19 protein-coding genes are annotated in these 21571 nt (G+C 45.1%); all 19 read right to left on the minus strand.

The window, feature by feature from the left end; translation table 11 throughout:
• Positions 1-8 precede the first annotated feature (8 nt).
• The gene (locus EDD59_RS01915) at positions 9-1289 is read right to left on the minus strand and encodes an FAD-dependent oxidoreductase (protein WP_132378352.1); all 1281 of its coding nucleotides are present in this window, start codon (positions 1287-1289) and stop codon (positions 9-11) included.
• A 27-nt stretch (positions 1290-1316) separates the two neighbouring features.
• Positions 1317-2150 carry a carbohydrate ABC transporter permease gene (locus EDD59_RS01920; protein WP_132378354.1) on the minus strand — a complete coding sequence of 278 codons (834 nt, stop codon included), beginning with the start codon at positions 2148-2150 and terminating at the stop codon, positions 1317-1319.
• Positions 2143-3051, minus strand: coding sequence for a carbohydrate ABC transporter permease (locus EDD59_RS01925; RefSeq protein WP_132378356.1), 909 nt, complete (start codon positions 3049-3051; stop codon positions 2143-2145). Before EDD59_RS01925 ends, EDD59_RS01920 begins: the two co-directional genes overlap by 8 nt.
• A gap of 166 nt (positions 3052-3217) precedes the next feature.
• Complete coding sequence (locus tag EDD59_RS01930; RefSeq protein WP_165920833.1) at positions 3218-4537, minus strand: ABC transporter substrate-binding protein; 1320 nt, start codon at positions 4535-4537, stop codon at positions 3218-3220.
• Between the two features lie 13 nt (positions 4538-4550).
• Entirely contained in the window at positions 4551-5618 is a 1068-nt protein-coding gene (locus EDD59_RS01935) for a zinc-dependent alcohol dehydrogenase (RefSeq protein WP_132378360.1), read from the minus strand.
• Positions 5619-5754: 136 nt separating this feature from the next.
• Positions 5755-6096, minus strand: coding sequence for a hypothetical protein (locus EDD59_RS18005; protein ID WP_243117312.1), 342 nt, complete (start codon positions 6094-6096; stop codon positions 5755-5757).
• A 108-nt stretch (positions 6097-6204) separates the two neighbouring features.
• The gene (locus EDD59_RS01945; RefSeq protein WP_132378362.1) at positions 6205-7260 is read right to left on the minus strand and encodes an Ldh family oxidoreductase; all 1056 of its coding nucleotides are present in this window, start codon (positions 7258-7260) and stop codon (positions 6205-6207) included.
• 15 nt (positions 7261-7275) lie between these two features.
• Positions 7276-8091: an SDR family oxidoreductase gene (locus EDD59_RS01950; RefSeq protein WP_132378364.1), complete on the minus strand. Its 816-nt coding sequence runs from the start codon at positions 8089-8091 to the stop codon at positions 7276-7278.
• Positions 8092-8109: 18 nt separating this feature from the next.
• Positions 8110-8919: a sugar phosphate isomerase/epimerase family protein gene (locus EDD59_RS01955; RefSeq protein ID WP_165920834.1), complete on the minus strand. Its 810-nt coding sequence runs from the start codon at positions 8917-8919 to the stop codon at positions 8110-8112.
• A gap of 625 nt (positions 8920-9544) precedes the next feature.
• Positions 9545-10447 carry a myo-inosose-2 dehydratase gene (gene iolE / locus EDD59_RS01960; RefSeq protein WP_132378368.1) on the minus strand — a complete coding sequence of 301 codons (903 nt, stop codon included), beginning with the start codon at positions 10445-10447 and terminating at the stop codon, positions 9545-9547.
• 20 nt (positions 10448-10467) lie between these two features.
• Entirely contained in the window at positions 10468-11469 is a 1002-nt protein-coding gene (locus EDD59_RS01965) for a Gfo/Idh/MocA family protein (protein ID WP_132378370.1), read from the minus strand.
• A 29-nt stretch (positions 11470-11498) separates the two neighbouring features.
• Complete coding sequence (locus tag EDD59_RS01970; protein ID WP_132378372.1) at positions 11499-12506, minus strand: ABC transporter permease; 1008 nt, start codon at positions 12504-12506, stop codon at positions 11499-11501.
• Complete coding sequence (locus EDD59_RS01975) at positions 12499-14004, minus strand: sugar ABC transporter ATP-binding protein (protein ID WP_132378374.1); 1506 nt, start codon at positions 14002-14004, stop codon at positions 12499-12501. The genes EDD59_RS01970 and EDD59_RS01975 overlap by 8 nt, the downstream gene beginning before the upstream one ends.
• Positions 14005-14032: 28 nt before the next feature.
• Positions 14033-15058: a sugar ABC transporter substrate-binding protein gene (locus tag EDD59_RS01980; protein ID WP_132378376.1), complete on the minus strand. Its 1026-nt coding sequence runs from the start codon at positions 15056-15058 to the stop codon at positions 14033-14035.
• 14 nt (positions 15059-15072) lie between these two features.
• Positions 15073-16098, minus strand: a complete 1026-nt coding sequence (locus EDD59_RS01985; protein ID WP_132378378.1) for a Gfo/Idh/MocA family oxidoreductase — start codon at positions 16096-16098, stop codon at positions 15073-15075.
• Positions 16099-16304: 206 nt separating this feature from the next.
• A complete protein-coding gene (locus tag EDD59_RS01990) occupies positions 16305-17882 on the minus strand; it encodes a response regulator transcription factor (RefSeq protein WP_132378380.1) in 1578 nt (525 codons plus the stop codon).
• Between the two features lie 9 nt (positions 17883-17891).
• The gene (locus EDD59_RS01995) at positions 17892-19625 is read right to left on the minus strand and encodes a sensor histidine kinase (protein ID WP_165920835.1); all 1734 of its coding nucleotides are present in this window, start codon (positions 19623-19625) and stop codon (positions 17892-17894) included.
• On the minus strand, positions 19606-20544 hold the full coding sequence (locus EDD59_RS02000) for a substrate-binding domain-containing protein (RefSeq protein WP_132378385.1): 939 nt from the start codon (positions 20542-20544) through the stop codon (positions 19606-19608). The genes EDD59_RS01995 and EDD59_RS02000 overlap by 20 nt, the downstream gene beginning before the upstream one ends.
• Positions 20545-20578: 34 nt before the next feature.
• Entirely contained in the window at positions 20579-21523 is a 945-nt protein-coding gene (locus tag EDD59_RS02005; RefSeq protein WP_132378387.1) for a sugar phosphate isomerase/epimerase family protein, read from the minus strand.
• Positions 21524-21571: the final 48 nt, after the last annotated feature.

Raw genomic sequence — 21571 nt, forward strand, 5'->3', positions numbered from 1 at the left:
TTTCCTCCTTACAGATCGACGTTCTGCGAGCGCAGAACACTCTGGATTTCTTTGATATCCAACGCTCTGGGGGCTGTTTTCTCCTCTATGCTAAGGCTGGCTACAACACCCATTGCCTGCCCCATATTGACACAAATAGGCATGACACGATAGCTGGAATGAGCCTTATGTGTACCACTGATGTTGCGCCCATTGAGCAAAAGCCCCTCCACCTTCTGGGGCAGGAAGCACCTCAGGGGTATGGTATAACAATTTTCCTGTTTAAATGCCTTATATGCGCCATCACTGTCAAGCCCCGGCCCTAAGACATTGTGCAGATCGAAGAAAAACCGGGATTTGGTAACAACCCAGTCCTCAAACTTCCGTGCTTCGGCAATATCGTTCTCATGCAACTGGTACTCTGCGGCAAAGCGCCGGGTCTCACGAACACCGATAGAGTTGGCTGAATCGCATACATAGCAGACCTCATAACCTGGCACATATTTGCGCAGGAATTTCACTATTTCATTAATCTGCTTCCGGCACTCGTAATCCGCACGGTTTAATTCCCGAACATCCGTGCCGTCCACACCGATGACGTTTGTCATATTGGCTGTAACCGTGCCGGGCAGAGACGATGGATACAAAAGAACGTGGCCCGCCGGGGCAGGCAATTTCTTCCGGGCGAGTGCCTGTATATCTCCTTCTGGGAGCTGCACCGTATCCTCAAAGCCCCAGAAAAACAGCGCCCGATCCATATCCACGCCCCCAAGCTTGAACATAATGGTCATAGGCTGCATTCCGCTGTCCTCTTTCCTGCCCTTTTCAAAGGGAACGCCGGCGTATGCTGCCACATCGCCATCTCCTGTAGAATCGATAACAATATCGCATAAAATTGCCTCACGACCGGATTTGCTTTCTGTAATAACACCGGCAACATGATTTCCTTCCATGATGACATCGCTGAAAAAAGTGTACAGTTGCACCTGAGCCCCCGCTTCATAAAGCATCTCAAGCATGACTAGCTTCAGCTTTTCCGGATTGATGACCTGAGGGGATTCGCAATCCTTGGCGCGCTCCCGAAGCTCAACAAAACAGCCGCCATCCTGATGCCCGGTCCAGTGGCTCATAATACCGTTGGTGGCAATACCGCCCACAGCGCCTGACTGCTCAATAACAAGAACTTTTCTGCCCATACGTGCTGCTGTCAGTGCGGCTCCAAAGCCTGCTGGTCCTGCACCGACCACCAGAACCTCAACCTTTTGTATAATTGGAATTTGTTTTGAGGGTTCTTCATAGTACTTTAACATAAGCTACCTCCTTCAACTTAAACTTACTTAACCTTTTACGGCGCCCTCAGTAAGCCCCGCCACAAAATATTTTTGCAGAAAAATAAAAAGTAAAATAATAGGCAGGGCAGCCAGCACTGCAGCCGGCATCACAAGATTCCAGGGATACGTGCCGCTGGCGTTTTGAAAACCGGCGATGCCTACCGGCAGTGTTCTCATACTGCTGACTTTAGAGACCAGGGACGGCCATATATAATCTCCCCATACCCACATGAATTTTAGTATAGCACCGGTGCCAACGGCACTCTTTGCATTGGGCAGGATGATTTGCGTCAATACACCAAAACGTCCACATCCGTCAATCATCGCCGCCTCGTCCAGCGCACGGGGTATCTGCATAAAACTCTGCTTCAAAAAGAATATGATAAAAGGGGAAACTGCCACAGGCAATATCAACCCCTTGTATGTATCAAGCCATCCCCATTTCACCATCATGAGGTACAACGGAACCACAATTGCCTGCACTGGAATAATTTGTGCAAAAAGAACCATGGCGTTGGTGACTTTTTTGCCCGGATATTCCATCCGTGCCAATGTGTAGGCGGCCAGGACATCAATGACAATATTAATCGCTATAGCGGCAATAGCTACAAATACAGAATTAAAAAACCATCTTAAAAACTCATAATTGGCCAACAAATCAAAGTAATTGTACATACTTGCATTTTTGGGCAGCAGATGAAACTGAAGTGAGACAATGTTGTTATAACTCTCAAAAGAACCCTTAAACATAATAAAGAAGGGCAATAATGAAAATAGACATGTGCACAGTACAATGATAAACTTTACCACGGGCAGCAGCCTTAGTTTTTTATTATTCATCCACTTCACCTCCTTTTCCTATCACAGACTTAATAAAGGTAAATAACGCCACAATTAAAAACAGGAAGAACGAGGCGGCCGAAGCCAGGCCGACATTGTCGCGTACCTTGGCGTAAAGATATGTAACCACTGTTGTTGTAGCATTTCCGGGTCCGCCCCCCGTCATTACCCAGATATGATCGAAAGCCTTAAATGAATTAATAAGCAGGATTGTCGTTACAAAATACATGATTGGCTTTAGCATGGGCAGCGTGATTTTCCAGAATTTCTGCCATGAGTTGGCCCCCTCCACATCTGCCACTTCATATAAATCCTGTGGAATTTTCTGAAGTCCACCGATCAGTATGAGTGTGTACAGACCATACTCTTTCCAGACATTGAATATGGTCACTGCCAGGAGTGCTATATTAGAGTCGTACAGCCAGGAAGGGCCTGTAATATTCAGCATACTCAGAACCTGGTTGATGAAACCGTATTGTGGATCGTACATCATCTTCCATACCATGCCCATCACAGTGATGGGTACAACGACGGGAATGAATACGAGGCAGCGCCCAACCACACTCATGCGGCTCTGTTTTTGGAAAAGCAGAGCGCATACCATGGACAGCACCAGTGTGAGTCCCATATTGAATATGGTGTATATGATAGTATTTAATAACGCACGGCGAAAACTGCTGTCCTGAAATAACATAAATTTGTAATTATCCAGCCCCACAAAGCTTTTATTACCTGCCAGATTCCACTTGAATACACTGTAAAACGCCGAGTTAATCATTGGCCAGATCATAAATAAAATTAAAAATGCAGCAGCGGGCAGAAAAAACATATATGCCTGGAGTGTATTCCTGGTTTTCGGTTTTAAAGCCACTGTGCGGGGATTTTTTTGTTCCATTGACATAACCCATTAAATCCTTTCTATCTGATTTTTCTGAACCCCTTTAAGGGCTTCCCGTGTACCGGCGAAAATCAAAATCAGATTAATTGCACGAAAAGCACTCATGGGGCCCACCGCTACATGAGCGCTTTTCACAAACGCCAGCTTTATTTAGTTAATGATTGAAATATTACATAGATTGGTTAACTTCAAGGTCAATCTGCTTTAATACATCTTCAACTTCCATCTCGCCGTTCAGGGCGGAAATGATTAAACGTTTTTGTGCATCCCAACGTGCAGTATAGCCGTACCTTGCCTGAGAGAAAAGTTCCACGGAGGCTTTCTTAGCCGATGCGTTTAATGCTTCCCAAATGACGGGTTCGGTCTGATACATCTCATCAATTGCAGCCTTTTGTTCAGCTGTCAGTTTGTCGACATTGTAAGGCTGAATCCCAAAAACTTCACTCATCCATACCGGCGCTTTCTCTGGAGATGTGAACCACTTCATAAACTCAACACAGTTTTCCGGATACTTTGTTGCCGCACTTGCACACAATGCATGACCGCCAACATATCCACTGGAGCCGAGCATGGGGCCAACCGTCCATTTACCTTCAAGATCTTTGTCACCCACAAATTTTTCACTGATAAGCGGCCCATTGGTGAAGCAGTACATAGCCAGGGCCCCTTCGCGAAAAGCTGTATTGGCGCTGGTACCGAAATCACTGATGCCTTTACTGTAAAAGCTCTTCATAAATTCCAGTGCCTTTACCCCGGCCTCAGAGTTTTCTGTGGATGTCATAGTTTCCATATCAAGATATTCGCCGCCATAGTCGGCAAAAACATTTTCCCAACTATAATTAATTGCATTTAGCTGATCATCTGCACCTTTGAACTGAAAACCCATCACGTCTCCGCCTGACTGTTTGGTGATGGCGGCAGCCATGGTTTTGACCTCATCCCAGCTTTCAGGCAACTTATCAAATCCATATTCTTTCATTATATCTGTGCGGTAATACATAAGGTAAGCTTCATAACTAATAGGAGCTGCATAAAGATGATCCTCAACTATGCTTGCATCGATCAGAGAATCATACCTGTCTATTTCCTCTTCAGTATAGCCATTCTGTTCCAAAGGAAGTAGCAGGTCTGCCTCTACCATGGTTGAATCAAGACCCGCAGACAAATAAAATACATCTGGTCCGGATCCTGCTGCGACAGCCTGCTTAATCTGATCACGGCCGTCTGTCCAGGGCAGAACATTCAAATTGACCTGGGTCGTCTCACTCTGAGCATTAAATTCGTCCACCATTTCTTTGATTTTTACCTCATCTATCAGAGGCAGCATCCAGAATTCAATAGTCTGTTTTTCTTTAGAAGCCGTCGATGACGATTCAGAATTACTGTTCGAGCTATTATCTGGGATCTCTTTCTTAGAGGATGACCCACAGCCTGCCATTGCAGTTATAAGTGCAGAAGCAAGAGCTAATGCCAGAAGTCTTTTTTTCACTTGAATTGCCTCCTTATTCATTTTGATTGCCAAAAGTCAGCATCACTTTTATAACATTCTTTTTATCATTCATAGCTTTATCAAATGCCTTGTGGATATCTTTGAAGTCAAAATAATCGGTTGTCAGTTTCTTAAAATCTACTTTATCGCGGATCTGGCTCATAAATCGTATCGTACGCGGTGTAAAGTGGTCGGTTCCCCCGGAGCCTTTGATGCGCAGCGTTCTCCAATTAATCTGGCCGATTTCCACAGGAATTTCATGGCCAGCCGTATGTCCCGTGAAGCTCACACGGCAGTTATGTCCGGCAATCTGAAATACAGCGTTGACGGCAGCATCATTGCCTGAACACTCCTGAATCAGGGACGGGCCTCCGCCTCCACAGATATCTTTCACTTCCTGATAGAAATTAGGTGAGGTGGGATCCAATGTATAATCAGCGCCGAACTCCTTCGCGATTTCACGTCTGTTCGGAAGTGGGTCTACCATAATCGTGCGTGCATTTGCTGTTTTAGCAACAATCAACGAGGAAATACCTATTGGCCCGCAGCCGAAAACCAGCGCCGTATCGGATGCATCTACGTATCCTCCATTTCCCCAGATGGAGAAATAGCCTATGGAAAATGGTTCAACCCACGCACCATCCACATAGTCCCAGTTATCCGGGAGCCTATGAAGGTTGTGCTCATCACAGATCAGATACTCACCCATTCCTCCCGGAGTATCCGGCCCGAACCCGATTTCCTTGAAATTGAGGCAGGCTGACGGCATTAGACCATCTTTGCAGTTCTGGCATATCCCACAAGCTACGACACACTCGCTTGTTACCTTATGTCCAACTTTGATTGTCTTCACATTCCTGCCCACTTCGACAACTTTTCCTGCAAACTCATGCCCGGGCACAAAAGGCTGGATATCATAACGGCCTTCCTTCGTCTTCCCTTCCAGCATCTCCACATCGGAACCACAGACGCCGCAGGCATACACCTTCACCAGAACTTCATCATCCGTGATTGGTCTGAGGTCTACCTCTTCAACCCGCAGGTCATGAGGTCCATACAAAAACGCTTGTTTACATTTCATGTCTTTTATCCTCCCTTTTTTGGTTTATTTTTGTAGCAGGTGGACTGCAAATCCGCCGAACTCCTGCTTCAAATACACTGCAATTATATCTGCTCCTTTATATTTCACGGTTTTCATATCTGTCTCAAAACCTTTTTTATTCAAATCTGCAATTGCCGCATCGATATTGTTTGTCCGCACCGCAAGATGTATTGATGCCTACATGGGCAACCTCATAGCCAAGATAAGCTTCTCTCGCCACCTTACACTTTTCCGTGATTTCACCGAACTTTCTTTCTGCAATTTCCTTTCTACTGCACATCCAGCTTCCACCCACTGCGAAGACAAAACCGACTTTTGCATATTCTTCAAGATTACCCTGGTTTATACCGCCCGTAGGAATAAATCTTATGTCTGTAAAAGGTGCTGCCAGTTTTTTCATTGCGGCAAGTCCCCCGTACACATTAGCCGGAAAAAATTTGATAATCTTAACTCCCATCCAGCAGCGCTTTTGCAGTCTGAATTGCATTTGATGCATCTTCAAGTACAACCACCGGAACGATACCTGTCGTCCTCATTTTTTCTAGATTATTCATTTCTTCCTCTCTCAATAGGTTTTTAATGGTATTTTTACATCTGCTGAAAGTTCCTGCAAAGATATAAGAACATCCTCCGGTATTGTAAATCCTTCTTCATATGCCACCTTATATTTCTCCCACTCAATTTCACCCGGTGTGTAAATCCGCTCAGAGCCTTTTGCCTTAGGTGCCTGCCGCAATTCTCGTGACATCTCTTCCATGCGTCCTGCCAGAACGCCTTCTCCCAGGAACTGTTCTGCATCGACTGCCATAAAAGCATGACATACATTGTTCGGTTTTTCTGGCTCAAAGCACCAGCTTACAATATCTCCTCCGATACTTGTACATCCGCCGGAAAGTATTCCCGTCAGTAGTTCCACCATAACCGCAAAGCCATATCCTTTATGCCGGGCAAATGGCTGCATTGCTCCTTCATCAGGATAATTGCTGGGATCTGCCGTCGGGAGTCCATCTTTATCAACAATCCATGTATCCGGAATGGATTTTCTATCTTTCTTTGCCTGTACAACCTTCAAAGAAGCTACGTTACTCATTGCCACATCCAAAAAAACAGTAGGTGTCGTATTGGCAGGAGCCGCGTAGGCAAAAGGATTATTGCCTATCAACATGCCTTTTGCTCCCGGCACTGTCATATTTGGATCAACATTACTCATGGACAATCCAATCATGCCTTTATGAGCCGCAATATTTGCATAGTAACCGGCTGCCCCAAAATGACAACTGTTCTTTACAGTAACAAGTCCGAGTCCTGTTTTTTTTGCCTTCTCACATGCCACCTCCATTGCTTTGACGGAAGGTACCATACCAATACATTTTTCTGCATTCATAACTGCAAATCCCGGACCTTCTTTGACAATCTGCGGTTCTGCATGGATGTCAATGCCACCCACACGAATTTTTTTTATGTAACCATACAGATTCTTGGTTCCATGGGAATTAGTACCAAGTGCATCGGTCTCTGCAAGCACCTCTCCGCAGATTTTTGCATAGTCTTCACGAAGTCCCTCTTTGACAAGCGCTGCTTTACAGAAATCTTTTAAATCCTGAATTTTAATTTTTCGCATTTTCCCTTTCTCCTCCTAAACACCCCAATATGCGGAGAACCCTCCGTCGATAGGGATTACTGCTCCATTTACAAATGATGCTGCTTCCGAGCACAGCCAGATAACCGGACCGGCCATCTCAATTGGATCACCATAGCGTCCCATTGGTGTTTTATCCAGTACTTTCTGTCCCCGTTCCGTGGGAGCTCCATCTTCTTTCTGCATCAGAAATTGATTTTGCTGCGTTAGAAGGAATCCCGGTGCAATCGCATTCACCCTTATCTCTTGGCCGTAATTTTGATTAAAATGTACTGCCATCCACTGTGTAAAATTAGCAACAGCTGCTTTTGCACCGGAATATGCGATTGTATTTGTCAATGGAATCATGGATGCCATGGAAGCAATATTAATAACATTCCCAGCTTTTTTCTCTGCGAAAACTTCTCCGAATACCTGCGTCGTCAAAACAGCTCCCATTACATTCAAATCAAAAACCCATCTTAGATCTTCAATAGCAATATGAAAGAAATCCTGCTCACAACTTGTGGTTGCACCCTTTTTGTTTCCGCCTGCCCCATTAATCAGCACATCTATTGACTCAAAGTGATCCAGGACAAATTTCTTTGCCGCTTCCAGACTCTCCCGTTTTAAAACATCAGTGGCACAGGCGATAGCTGTCCCGCCTTTTTCATTAATCTCATCTGCTACCGCCTGGGCTTTATCCTCAAACAAATCCAGAAGAGCCACTTGCATACCTTTTGCCGCCATTTCCTTTGCCATCTCACCACAGATAATACCGCCTGCTCCTGTAATGACAGCTGTCTTTCCTGTCACCTTAAAATCAACCTTCATATTTTTTATCCCTCTTTCTCAAAATAATTCTCTGACCTGTTTTCCTGCATTGTGGATCACATGTGCCGCATTTGGCAAATTTAGGACTTCCAATGATACATAGCCAGCATATCCAATTTCCTGCAAAGTTCTGGTGATGCTCCTGAAATCAATATGCCCCTCGCCCGGAAGCCTGCGATTGCTATCTGCCAGATGCACATGTGAAATAGATTCTCCGACCTTATGTATTGTTCCTTGCATATCCCTGTCCTCAATATTAGAGTGAAACGTATCATATAAAAGTCCAATATTGGAGGGGCTGCCAATATCACGAAGCAACTCCCACCCCGACTCCGTTGAGTTGATGAGGGATGCTTCATAGCGGTTAATCGGCTCCAGATTGATAACAATTCCCTTTTTATCTGCATATTCTCCGATAGCAGATAATTCTCGAATCAAAAGTTCCCGTTCAATTTCAGGAGAAGAATCTCCCCCCTTTCCCCGGATCAATCCAACTGTTACATTGGCTCTCCCAAATTCCACAGCAAAATCGACATCAGCCTCCAGCCTTCTACGTGTCAGAGCCCGAATATGCTCTGACATTGATGTCATCGCCAGCCCTTCCATGCCTGCTGCCTGCCCCGTTGAAATCGTTGACACTTTCAAACTGTACCATGCCAACCCATTTTGGATAGAACTGATATCCAGCAGACCTGGGTCACTGATGATTAGCTCTGCTGCATCAAAGCCGCTTTCCTTTATCCACTTCAGGGCTTGCTGGTATTCTTTTCCGGGAAAGGGAGCAAATATATTGTTAAACTGAACCGATATTGATGCACTTGTTTTCATAACATGCCACCTCGTTTTGTAATGATAGATTTTGCCGCCTTTGTCTTTTCTGTATTCCATATACCGTATATCGTATACGGTATATCATAGTATAATGATAATATTTATGCCAGAGGTTGTCAATACCTTTTACATATTTTGTATAATATTAACTGCTTATATCTTGTATTATTGTGCTATTTTACCTTGTTATAGGGGAAGATCATATCTTAAAGTTGACTTTTCAAAAGAAATACTTCAGAATTCATGATATTTTTTGTATATAATATTCTTTATACCCTGTTTTTCAAATACAGTACACAGGTGATTTTTATTACATGGTATGATACAGGGTCAAAAGGTCATGCGTTTCATGCTTGCATGAAAAAGCATGACCTTAGGACCCATAAAACATGAGAAAGTAACCCGAATAGGGCGGATTTCGAATGTTTTTAGGATTGCGGGAGCACAAAGTGCGGAGCAATCCGTAGGTATCAGGAGGCAAAAAAGTAGCCGCACTTATGCAAACGAATGCATAGTGCGACTAAATCACTTTCAACCCAAAAATACTTTGGGGATTATAAAATATTTTATTTTTCTTTTCGTTTTACCCTTTTTCGCTAAAGTGAAAGCGCCCCAGTCAAATCTACAATCCCGTCTTCTCCTGAATAAACGTTCTTGCTTTCATAGCATATTCCAGGGGATTGGCCTTGGCCGGATCCTGCTCTGCCTCCACCAGCATCCACCCGGTGTAGTCATTTTCAGCCAAGACCTTGAAGATATGCTCGAAGGAGAGGCTGCCATCACCTGGAACTGTAAAGGTGCCATTTTTGACCGCATCAAGGAAGGACAGCTTTCCAGCCAGAGCCTCCCGGCGTTTTTCCTCGCGCACATCCTTGAGATGAACATGGGCAATCCGTCCGATATATTTATCTATCAGAGTATCCACCGCTTCCTGTGTACCTTCAGAAAAATAGATATGGCCGGAGTCAAACAGCAGGTAGACATCCTCACTCGTTCCATCCATGAACCGGTCAATTTCCGCCGGTGTCTGTACTCCTGTTCCCATATGATGATGGAAACTGCACTTCATCCCTTTTTCTTTGGCAATGGCCCCCAGCTTATTCATCCCTGTCAGCAATTTATCCCATTCTTCATCAGTAAAGACCGGCTTCTGACCACCAAAAATCGGCACTGCCTGTCCCTGGATGCTGCCGCCCTGCTCGGAACAGCCAATCACTCCGGCTCCCATCTGGCTGAGAAAATCCAATTGCTTTTTAAAGGCTCCGATAGTTTCTTCTTCCGGCCCGGTGGTAAAAAAAGTGGAAAACCAGCAGTTACAGATCTGCACTCCCCGCAGATCCAGGGCTTTTTTCAACACCACCGGATCCTTTGGATATTTATTTCCGATTTCTGAGCCGGTAAAACCGGCCAGTGCCATCTCACTTACGCACTGCTCAAAAGTATTCTCAGCACCCAACTCAGGTAGATCATCATTGGTCCAGGCTATCGGTGCAATCCCCAGTTTGACTTTATTTTTTTCTAACATCTGCCTCAACCTCCTTTTGATTACTTATATAAACCCGGTTTATCAATCATTTTTACCGGTAAAAATCTGTCTGTACCCCGGGATCTATTCAGTACATCTGCTGCCACGCAAGCCGCATAACCATCCCAGGAGGAGGGCCCGGCAGGTCCGCCGTTTATTATCTTTTTCACCCAGTCAGCCATCTCAATATCGTAAGCTTCGATAAAGCGGTCTGCCCAGTCGGTCAGAAGCCTGGTTGAACGGGTCGCAGCTGTCCTTTTAACAACCGACATGGGATCGGGCAGATTAAGTGTACCCTTTTCACACACTACCTGGCACTGGATATCATAGCCATATCCATCGGCAACCTGGACTTCCACGTCTATTCTGCCCCCATCCTCTGTCTCTAAGAGCACAATCTGCGGATTATCATAGCCTTCTGAGCATGAGGACTGTTTTACTTTCAATACCTGGGCATTTTTATATTCAGCTCCCAGGAGCCAGCGGCAGACATCCAGTTCGTGAATTGCTACATTGGTGATACCCATTTCAGTTTTAAAGCCAGGCCCCTGTGCAACGTTTCGGTGGCAGGCATGGATCATCAGTGGAGCACCTAATTCTCCTGAATCGATCACCCGCTTCATTTCAGCATACCCGGGATCATAGCGGCGCATAAATCCTACCTGTACCAGCTTCTTATTATGTTTTTCTTCTTCCTCCATAATAGCTTCACAGTCAGCCGCGGTAACCGCCAGCGGCTTTTCACAAAAGACCTGTTTACCCAGTTTTACAGCTTCCAACACATATTTTGCATGGGAATCATCAGAAGAGGTAATCACTACCGCCTCTACCTCCGGAGCATGAATCAGCTCTTCTCCGGTTTCATAAACCCCAGCTACACCGTAAAGCTCTGAAACCTTCTGCGCTGCCTCAACAAAATAGTCAGCGCAGGCTACTACTTCTGACTGCGGAATCAGGTACTGGAGGCGGTGTATATGTTTCTTTCCAATCGCTCCACAGCCAATCACACCAATTTTAAGCATCTCTTCTTCTCCTTTTACATATTATGTTTTTATTGAGTTGCTAATCTGCGGGCCTTTGCTTCCATTCTTTCCCGTGTAACATCAAGCAGCACTGCCAGAATGATCACCAGACCTATCACAATATTCTGTACCGCTGTGGATACACTCAGGAGCTGCAAACCATTACGGATTACAGTGATAATTAACGCACCTATCAGAGTACCGCTCATGGTTCCTTTCCCGCCCATGAAGGAAGCCCCGCCAATAATACAAGCAGCAATGGCATCCGTGTCATAAGGCTGAATCGCATTTGCCCCATTGGCAATACCGCCCCGGCCGATTAGAACTATAGCTGCCAGGGATGACATGAAGCCAGACAGCATATAGCAAAAAGTCAGGACATTGGCCGATTGAATTCCTGAAAGCCGGGCGGCCTCCGGATTCCCGCCGACACAGTAAATAGAACGCCCCAGGGTTGTTTTAGATAAGAATACACTCATCAGCCCAAAGATTACAAGCACTAAAATAAAACTGATAGGAAATCCTCCCAATATCGGAATCCCGGCCGGTAAGGTTGCCGACCCCAGCCAGGTCACCTGAGAGGGAAATCCCGAAACAATCTGGGAATTTACTACTAAAAGAGCTAATCCCCACAATACATTCTTCATACCTAGGGTTGAAACAAAGGGGTGAGGCAAATGCAGCCTCGTTAAAAGTGTTCCGTTGATAAATCCCACCAGTACTCCCGAAAGGATCCCCACCAAAATCATGATAAAAGGATTGGTAACACCCTTTTGTAACAGCATCCCCATCATACAGGTACAGAAAATGGCATTAGCCCCCACTGACAAATCAATCCCGGCAGTGATCAGGCAAACCAGCATTCCGGTAGAAATCAAGGCATTTACCGAGGTCTGCTTAAAAATGTTCATGATATTCGATTGAGTTAAAAAATTCTTTGTGGCAAATGACAGGATGATACATAATACCAGCAGAGCTCCCAAGGTCCCCAATCGATCTGCAAATTTATTCTTTGACTTTAATTTTCCTTTACTCATCAATTTCTCCTCCCCAAGCAGCTTTCATAATATCCTCCTGATTGAAGCTTTCGCTTTCCTGCGTAATTGTCGCCATGATGCGGCCCTCCCGCATAACGATAATGCGGTCGGACATGCCCAGTATTTCCGGCATCTCTGAAGAAATCATAATCACACATTTACCGGATTTCACCAGATTATTCATTACATTGTAGACCTCCACCTTTGCCCCGACATCAATGCCTCTGGTTGGTTCATCAAAAATATAGATATCAGCATTACAATTTATCCATTTACCGATAACTACCTTTTGCTGATTCCCACCGGATAGCTGGCCTACGATTTCCTGCTGGGAAGGTGTCTTGATCCGCAGTGACTTAAGATTTTGTTCTCCGACTTCTTCCACTTTTTTATCATCAATAAAGAGGCCTTTACAATACCCCTTTAAATTTGCCAGAATCAGATTGGTCTGAACAGTATTTCCCAGAATCAGCCCCTGCCCTTTTCGGTCTTCAGTTAAAAAGGCTATGCCGTGCCTGATTGCATGGCGGGGACTTTTGATTTTTACTTCTTTTCCGTTAATATAAATCTTTCCTCCATCAAGAGGATCTGCCCCGAAAATGGCCCTCATTAATTCGGAGCGCCCGGCACCCACCAGCCCGGCAAACCCAAGAATCTGGCCATAATAGGCTTCAAAGCTTATATCATGAAAGACGCCGCCTTCCTCCAGATGTTCCACCTTTAAGGCACATTCCCCCTGCTCAGCCGGGTCTTTAATAAACATCTGCTCCATTGAACGGCCCACCATACCGGTAATCAGGTCGTCATTGTCAGTCTCACTGATTTTCTTAGTCCAGATATGCTCACCGTCCCGCATTACCGTTACGCTGTCACACAGTTCAAATAATTCTTCCAGCTTGTGAGAGACAAATAGAATAGCAATGTTCTGACTTTTTAGCTTGCGGCAGATTGTCATCAGCAGATCAACTTCCTTTCCGCCCAGGGAAGAAGTCGGCTCATCCATGATAATCATCTTAGCGTCAATTAAAATTGCTTTGGCAATCTCAATCATCTGCTGAACACCCATACCGAAGGTGCCGGCTGCCTTTGTGGGGTCGACATCGACCCCCAAAGACGCCATTACTTCTTTGGCCCTTTTGTTCATAGCTCCATAATCCAGCAAACCGGATTTTTTCCTGATCCATTTATTCATAAAGATATTGTCAGTAATGCTTAGCAGCTTCTCAATATTGAGCTCCTGGTAGACACATGCCACTCCGGCCGCAGCTGATTCATTGGGATTGCGAAACTTTTCTTCCTTTCCGCCTATAAAAATCTGTCCTTCTTCCGCCTGGTAGACCCCGGTTAAGACCTTAATCAGAGTAGACTTTCCTGCCCCGTTTTCACCAATTAGGCCGTGGATCTCTCCTGGCTTAATCTGAATTCCCATATTTTTGAGAGCCACTACGCCGGGAAAACGCTTGGTGACATTTTTTAGCTCTACTACATAATCACTCATTGTATTCCTCCTCATCTCGGAGTCTTAACTATTGCCCCAGATAAGACTTTAAAGTATCCAGCTGTTCCTGTGCATTGTCTTTATTAACGATTGCACTTCCGGAATCGATAAATTCATCAACCTTTCCGCCATTAATGGCTTCCACACAAATTTCAACTGCTTTGTACCCCATCTCATAAGCATTTTGGGCTATTGACATCGTCTCCTCACCGGACAGAATTGCCTCGCATGCAGACTGAATACCGTCAAATCCGACAAAAATAGTCTTCTCATATGCTTTATTACCTGCAGCAGCCCTGGCAGCGGCAATAGCCATATCATCATTGTTGCATACAATCATGGCAATACCTTCCGGATGATTTTGCATAACAGCTTCCATGCTGGCATAGGCTTTATCCGCAACGGCATCTGCATACTGGATTTCATCCTTAAGGAATTCACCTCCGGCTTCCGTTACCCCTTTTTCATAGCCCGTAAGCCTTGCCGTTGCCGTAGAGTCACCTTCAACCCCGGAAATAGAAATTGCTTTAAGTTCTTCCCAGCCGGCTTCTTTTGCCATTTCTACCGCTGCTTTTCCACCTTCATATGCCGCAGTCTCATTGCCGGTTCCGACAAAGGAAAGAACCTCCGGCGCATCAATAGCAGTATCAACGGCAATAATCGGCTTCTTCTCGCCTGCAATTTGTTTTACCACCATATCTGCCTGCAGGGGTGCAATAACAAAGCCGTCATATTCGCCTGAAGCCAGGTTGGTTTCAATAATATTTAATTGTTCATCATAAGCCGTCTCCGAAGAAGCCCCCTGAACATTTACTTTAACCTCCGGGTGGTCTTTCCCATAATTTTCGCATCCTGCGACCACATAGCCCCAATATTCGGAAGCGGTGGTCTTTAAAATTACATTAACAGCTAAATCCCCGCCTTCTGCACTCTGCTCATTATTACTGTCAGCTTTTTCTCCATCACCGCCGGCACTCTTCTGATTACCGCCGCATGCTACTAACGCTGTGCTCATCGCCATTACCATTAAGATTGCTAAAATTCTCTTTTTCATCTTCTCTTCTCCCTTTAATTTTCCCTGAATGATAGTTTTTTCCCTGTTTCAAATGACTCTTTACACCTATAAGCTGTTTCGGAGGCCAGTGTACCGTCATAGACAGTAACACCTGGTTTACGGCCTTCTCTGATACAATTAACAAACTCTTCCATCTCGGCTATGTAAGCATCATGCCAGCGGTACATAAAATCAGGATAACACTCCCTGCATACGCCATTTTCACTTAACACCTCAAGCATGCTGTCTGTCCCCACCGAGCCAATTCGGAGAGTACCTTTGGTGCCGATAATTTCTGTCTCCACATTACAGCCATGGGCGGCAGCCCTGCCGGCAAATAAGAAGGCCATGGTTTCGTCTTCGTATTGGATCAGGCAGCTTACGTTATCTCCGTCGTTTAACTCTCTGTACTGGGGATAGGCAAAACAACCTCCGACCGCCCACAATTCCTTGGGCTTTTGACCGCCTGTGAACCAACTGCACAAATCGATGTCGTGAACACACATGTCCAGAAATTGGCCTCCACTGTGAGGCGCAAATTTAAGAGTGCTTTCGATAGTTGCCAGCGGATCCTGAGTATAAGCCCGTATCAAAATAATCCTGCCTATATCCCCCCGGTCAATTTTTTCTTTGGCCTTACGGTAAGAATAATCATAGCGCCTCATAAAGCCCAGCATAAATACTTGTTCCGGGTGTGCTGCCACAATCTGTTCTGCTTCCCGGCACTTTTCTACCATTGTGTCAAGGGGCTTTTCACAGAAAACATGCTTCCCGTTATCAAGGGCAGTCCGGATCTGTTTTGTGTGCAGATCTGAGGGTGAAACAATGCAGATAGCATCAAGCTCAGGGTCTTTGCACATTTGTTCGTAATCTTCATAGGTTTGTTCAACGCCCAACTGTCCGGCTACATTCCTCAGCTTTTCCTTATCTACATCACACAATGCTTTAAGCTCTGCACCGGGAACCCTGGCAGCGATGTTTACTGCATGCTCATAGCCCAATCGCCCCAGACCGATTGAACCAATTCGGATCTTTTTCATCTCTTTCCTCCTTTCCCTTACTCTGGCCTCAGTATAGCAGGATAATTGTCCATTTCATATTTGGAGTTTTTTTGATTTGCGGGTATATTTTTTGGCTGCTTACTGGAATTCAAAGTTTTTGTCTTATTTTTAGGTAATATTTTTGGGCAAAAAAGAACACCTACCTAAGTACATGTTCTCTTTTAAATTTATCTAGTTTGCTGACATTAGTTTTTGGAAGAAGTTTGCCGGTAGCGCACCGGGCTGAGTCCCACCTGCTTTTTAAAGATTTTGGAAAAATATTGGTAATCATTAAAACCAGACTTGGAGGCAATCTCTTTAACACTGAGACTGGTCTTTACCAGCAGCTTTCTCGCCTGGCTAATCCGTTGATTTAGCAGGAAGGCAGAAAAGCCTACGCCCATTTCCTGTGAAAAGAGATAACTTAAGTATGAAGCATTGACCCCTGCTGCCTCGGCCGCCTCACTTAACCCAATATGCTCATGATAATGCTTCCAGGCGAACTCAGCCGCCACCCGCACAGCCTCGCTGACATGTTCTGGAATCGCTGCCTTGCTGTCATCCTTCTCTTCCTCCATCAACCGATTTAGAATTTCATAGACCTGCTGAATATTCCGAACCGGATGGTGATCATGCTTATCCTTCCCCAGCAATTCCTCCAGAGTCTGCAGCCACTGCACCACCAGCTTTCCTGCAGTTCGTTCCTCCTCAAAGGCTTTACACGCATCTAGACAAGCACTGAGGAATGCTTCTTTTCCCCTCTTATACATCAGACTCTCAGTCTGTCTCAAAAGTTTTCTGGCCTTCTCCGGCAATTCTCTGGAGACCTCTCTTTCGCCGTCATAATAAAGGATCTGCTTCTCTTCGTAAAAACCAGCTTTAAGTGCCTCCCGAGATTGTTGATAGGCCTGTCTCAGAGACTTGGCTCCCATGCAGACATCGCTTGCTCCCAATCTGAAGGAATAAGGCTCATTGCGGCAAATACGAAAGCATGAGGTGGCAGTCTGAATAAGCCGCTGCCTCATAACACTACTTTTACATTCTTCTGATAAGTCCAGGAAACAACAAAAGGTTCCCATCCCCAGATAAACAATTTCTCCGGTAAATTCTGCCGTCCCCTGGAATTTTTTCAGGGCCTCATAAAGCCTGTTGCGGAATTTCCGAAAATACTGCTCCATGTCCAGATCGAACCACTGCTCCTCATGCTCGCCTGCACCTTCCATCACTATACTGACTACCGCACAATTATAAAAAGAAAAAGGAATCCCCATATTTTGCCGCATCTCCTCGGTCTCTTTATCACCGGTCCCCTCCGACAATGCTTTATTAAAAAAAAGAAATTCTGAATCATCACTTAATAACTCTAACCTCTTTCCTCCTGAACCTTCTGTTATCTCCGTTTGCTGGCAGTGAATTTTCTCTTTAGCCTGAAGAAGAATCGGTCTTAAAGTATCATCCTCCAATGTATTTTTAAGAACATATTCATCGGCCCCTAATTTCATCGCTTCTTTAACATATTCAAAATCATCGTGGCAGCTAAGTGCGATAATATATGTATTTTTATCCCTGCGGCGAACCTTCCGGATCAATTCTATGCCATCCATCAAAGGCATGGTAATATCCGTTACAATCAGGTCTATTTGCTGCTCCTCCAACACCTTAAGGGCTTCTTCACCGTCTCTTACATCAGCTGCAATTTCAAATCCGGCCGCTGTCCAGGCCGGCAGGATTTTCAAATAACTCCGCACCAGATAATCATCATCAACCAATAGCGTCTTTAACATCCCTTTACATTACTCCTTTTCGTCATAGGCCGCCGGTAAGTAAATCATCACCGTCGTGCCCCGGTCATCGCTGACATAACGCAGTTGCGATTTTTCACCGTAATATAATTCCAGGCGATCCCGCACGTTCGGAATTCCCACGGCAGTAAAACCCTTCGTTTTTTTTACCTTACTGTTCAAAAGTGTCCTGATCTGTTCCTTGCTCATCCCCCGGCCGTTGTCCTTAATCTCAATTTCAAGCCTTTCCCCGGAAACAACCGCTGAAATCAAGATCAGCCCATTTCCTTTTTTTATGTCAATCCCGTGCAATATGGCATTTTCCACAATCGGCTGTAAAATCAGCCGGGGAATCAGGCAATTGCTGGCGGCAGGCTCAATATTATAAACGGTTTTTATAGTGGTATTACTCCTGAATTCCTGCAAACGTACATAATTTTGCAAAATATGTACCTCCTCCGAAACCGTCAGAAATGCCCCCTTTTTGCTGATACTGGCCTGAAGCAGTTCAACAAAGCTCTCAATGAGATCCGCCAGCTCCCTTTCCCCCTTAATGAGAGCTGCATACTTAATGGAATTTAAGGTATTATACATAAAATGGGGCGTCACCTGATACTGCAGTGCCTCTAACTCCGCATCTTTTTTTAGCCGTTCTTTTTCAATCAGTTCTTTAATTAAGAGTTCAATCTGATTAAGCATCTGGTTAAACTCTGTTGCCAGATCCCCCATCTCATCCCGCGAAATAACCTGAGCCCTGGTAGAAAGCTCTCCTTCCGAAACATGTTTAACGGTACTTGTCAGATTCTGTACCGGCCTATAGATGAGCCTTGCCAGATAGCTGGCTAAAATACTGGCAACAATTAAGGAAATCACTAAAATTCCTGCATAATAAAGTCTGAGTTCTGTCAAATCTCCCAATACCGTCTCCCGGTCCACAGAAAGATATAAGGCACAGCGTGAAAAAGGGGCACGGCTATAAAAATAAATAGTCTCCTCATCAATACTTACATCCTGTGAACCCGCACCAGAATCCTTAAATTTTCCCTCCATCACCTTTACAGTTTTCGTTAAAGCCTCTCCCTGCCTGTCGTCGCCGGTTGTTATTACTTCATTTTTCTGATCTAAGAGCATCACCTCTTTAATGGTATCATTTCTCATTTCTGAGATATAGTTATAGTAAAGGTAGCGCTCCTCTATGTTGGCACAAAGATAACCTACGGTCCCGTTATCATTAATCGGCTCCACAAAAGCCAGGTGGGGACGCCGGCCACTGATCAGATTGTTCAGCAAAAGAGGGCCCGCCTGATTCTCTGTTTCTTTAATCAGTGCCTGAATGCTGCGCCGCTCAATAACCTTTTTATACTTTGGATAAGCTTCAGAAGTTACCAGTACCTGTTCATCCGAAATAATTAAATGAAAAGAAGAAATTGCGGTATCCCGCTCATTATAGCTTTGCAGCAGACCGACCATCTCCGCCAGAGTTTTATCTTCCTTTTCCGTCGTATATTCTTTGATCTTTGCCTTAATTGCCTCATCACAGGAAGCCTCAACCAACACATGATACACTTCCTGCATTGCCTGGTCCAGGCTTTCAATAATCTGCCGGTTCTGTTGTTGATTCGACGCAATATAATTTTCTTCAATTGTTGCCGCCGATTTTACATAAAAGATCACAGTAATCCCCGAGGCCGTTATCACGGCAATCAGTAAAATCGAAACCAGTACCTTACTGCGTATGCTTCTCAAGATAATCCTCCACATTCTCGGCCGTCAGAAATTCTGCTTCAATAATCACATTTTTTTCTTTTACCTGTCCGGTTTTGAGTGCCCTGGCATAGTTTATCGTTTTGTAACCGATATCATAGCCGGATTGTGCCACCAATCCGATAATTTGCTTGTTTTTTAAAGCATAGAGAACATCCTCCTGGACATCAATGGTTACAATTCTAAGCCCCGCTGCCTCCGAACTTTCGATAATTCCTAATGCTGTCACCGCACTGGTGACCACCAGGCCTTTGACTCCTGGATAATCACGCCTTAACTCTGACACCTTTTCCCCAGACATTTTAGCACCGGAATAGCCGCTTTCAATATAAGAAATCTTCATCCCGGGTACAGTTTCAATATATCTCTTAATCCCTTCAACCCGCTCTCGGTGACACATCTGATCCTGTTCTCCCGAGACAATACCAATTTCCCCCTGATAATCCAAACGTTTCGCCAGATTAGCCGCCATCTGATAGCCCGCCAGTTGATTGTCGATGCCGATATAGGCAATCTCCCCGCTTTCGAAGGCAGAATCGTAACTGATTACCGGAATTCCCAGCTTCCTGGCTTCTCTTAAATATGCAGGTTCATTGACAGCGTCGATGGGAGAAACAGCCAGTACATCAACCCTGCGTCTGATCAGAGACGATGCCAGCTTCTCCTGGGCCTCTGCGTCCTCCTCCGAATTCGGAGCAAAAAACAATACCCGGCAATCACTTTTTTTAGCAGCCGCCTCCATCCCAGAGCGCACCGACATCCAATATTCTGTATTGGCACACTTTGCCACGACTCCGATAATCAGCTCCCGGGGCGGCATTTCCGTTTGCGTACTCTTGCAGCTGCAAAGCGTCAGAAGCAATGCCAGTATCAAAATACTGCCTGTAATTCTTTTACCCATATCCACCTCGCAACTTCTGCTTCATAAAGATTCTTTAAAAAACTCTGGGCATTACGCTCTTAAGAAAATCACAGGATTTTCTGACGCCAACCTCCAATGACATGGTCATATCTTCAATCTCCATACTGACAGGGCCATCATATCCCAGCATGCTCAATACCGACAAAAATTCTCTCCACCACTGGTCATTCTGACCATATCCAAGAACCGCATAATTCCATGCTCTTTCGCCGCATTGTTCAACCGTTCTTGTTTCCAGACCTCCATTCGCTGCAAAACGGCGTCTTTCTTTCCGGCAGTCTTTAGCATGCACATGGTAGATTGCATCTCCCCCAAGAGCCAGAGCCATCTCGATACCGTCTCCCCCCATAAATATTAAATGACTTGGATCAAGATTCATGCCTATCATGGGCCCGGCCGCCCTGCGCAGCCGCAGCAAAGTATCCGCATTGTATACACATTGTGCACCGTGATTTTCCAGCGCAATTTTTTCTATTCCAAATTCTGCGGCCTGCTTTACTGTCTTTTTCCAATAGGGGATCAATACTTCTTCCCATTGATATTTCAACATATCCGGCATAATCGGCGGCCAGCACATTGTCACCCAATTGGGATACTTCGCATCCGGTCCGCCTCCAGGCAATCCTGACATCATTACAACCTTTTTAATACCCAGCATTTGTGCCAGGGCAAATGTTTTTTCCACAACCTGCTGATGCAGCCTTCCTTCTTCCCTGGGATCAAGCTGGTTGCCGGAACAGTTCAAAGTTTCCAAAACAAGTCCCCGGCTATGAATAGCATCCATAAATCGTTTTCTTGCCTCCTCACTTTTTATCATCTCGTCCAGATTAAGATGAGGAGCCGGTGACCAGTTACCGCACCCAAACTCCAGTGACTCTACGCCTATTTCAGCCGCAACATCCAGCATGTCTTCAAACGACAGTTCCTGTAACCCATCAGTGTTCAAACATAATCTCATGGTGTACCTCCTTTATTCCCGCGAGCAACGAGCCAGGCAGAAATGCTT

This window comes from Muricomes intestini, from assembly GCF_004346165.1.
Taxonomy (GTDB): domain Bacteria; phylum Bacillota; class Clostridia; order Lachnospirales; family Lachnospiraceae; genus Muricomes; species Muricomes intestini.

Bases quoted from the DNA above. Each gene is read 5' to 3' on its own strand.
- EDD59_RS01915 (WP_132378352.1), bottom strand. From the start codon at position 1,289: ATGTTAAAGTACTATGAAGAACCCTCAAAACAAATTCCAATTATACAA.
- EDD59_RS01920 (WP_132378354.1), bottom strand. From the start codon at position 2,150: ATGAATAATAAAAAACTAAGGCTGCTGCCCGTGGTAAAGTTTATCATT.
- EDD59_RS01925 (WP_132378356.1), bottom strand. From the start codon at position 3,051: ATGTCAATGGAACAAAAAAATCCCCGCACAGTGGCTTTAAAACCGAAA.
- EDD59_RS01935 (WP_132378360.1), bottom strand. From the start codon at position 5,618: ATGAAATGTAAACAAGCGTTTTTGTATGGACCTCATGACCTGCGGGTT.
- EDD59_RS18005 (WP_243117312.1), bottom strand. From the start codon at position 6,096: ATGGGAGTTAAGATTATCAAATTTTTTCCGGCTAATGTGTACGGGGGA.
- EDD59_RS01945 (WP_132378362.1), bottom strand. From the start codon at position 7,260: ATGCGAAAAATTAAAATTCAGGATTTAAAAGATTTCTGTAAAGCAGCG.
- EDD59_RS01950 (WP_132378364.1), bottom strand. From the start codon at position 8,091: ATGAAGGTTGATTTTAAGGTGACAGGAAAGACAGCTGTCATTACAGGA.
- EDD59_RS01955 (WP_165920834.1), bottom strand. From the start codon at position 8,919: ATGAAAACAAGTGCATCAATATCGGTTCAGTTTAACAATATATTTGCT.
- iolE (WP_132378368.1), bottom strand. From the start codon at position 10,447: ATGTTAGAAAAAAATAAAGTCAAACTGGGGATTGCACCGATAGCCTGG.
- EDD59_RS01965 (WP_132378370.1), bottom strand. From the start codon at position 11,469: ATGCTTAAAATTGGTGTGATTGGCTGTGGAGCGATTGGAAAGAAACAT.
- EDD59_RS01970 (WP_132378372.1), bottom strand. From the start codon at position 12,506: ATGAGTAAAGGAAAATTAAAGTCAAAGAATAAATTTGCAGATCGATTG.
- EDD59_RS01975 (WP_132378374.1), bottom strand. From the start codon at position 14,004: ATGAGTGATTATGTAGTAGAGCTAAAAAATGTCACCAAGCGTTTTCCC.
- EDD59_RS01980 (WP_132378376.1), bottom strand. From the start codon at position 15,058: ATGAAAAAGAGAATTTTAGCAATCTTAATGGTAATGGCGATGAGCACA.
- EDD59_RS01985 (WP_132378378.1), bottom strand. From the start codon at position 16,098: ATGAAAAAGATCCGAATTGGTTCAATCGGTCTGGGGCGATTGGGCTAT.
- EDD59_RS01990 (WP_132378380.1), bottom strand. From the start codon at position 17,882: ATGTTAAAGACGCTATTGGTTGATGATGATTATCTGGTGCGGAGTTAT.
- EDD59_RS02000 (WP_132378385.1), bottom strand. From the start codon at position 20,544: ATGGGTAAAAGAATTACAGGCAGTATTTTGATACTGGCATTGCTTCTG.
- EDD59_RS02005 (WP_132378387.1), bottom strand. From the start codon at position 21,523: ATGAGATTATGTTTGAACACTGATGGGTTACAGGAACTGTCGTTTGAA.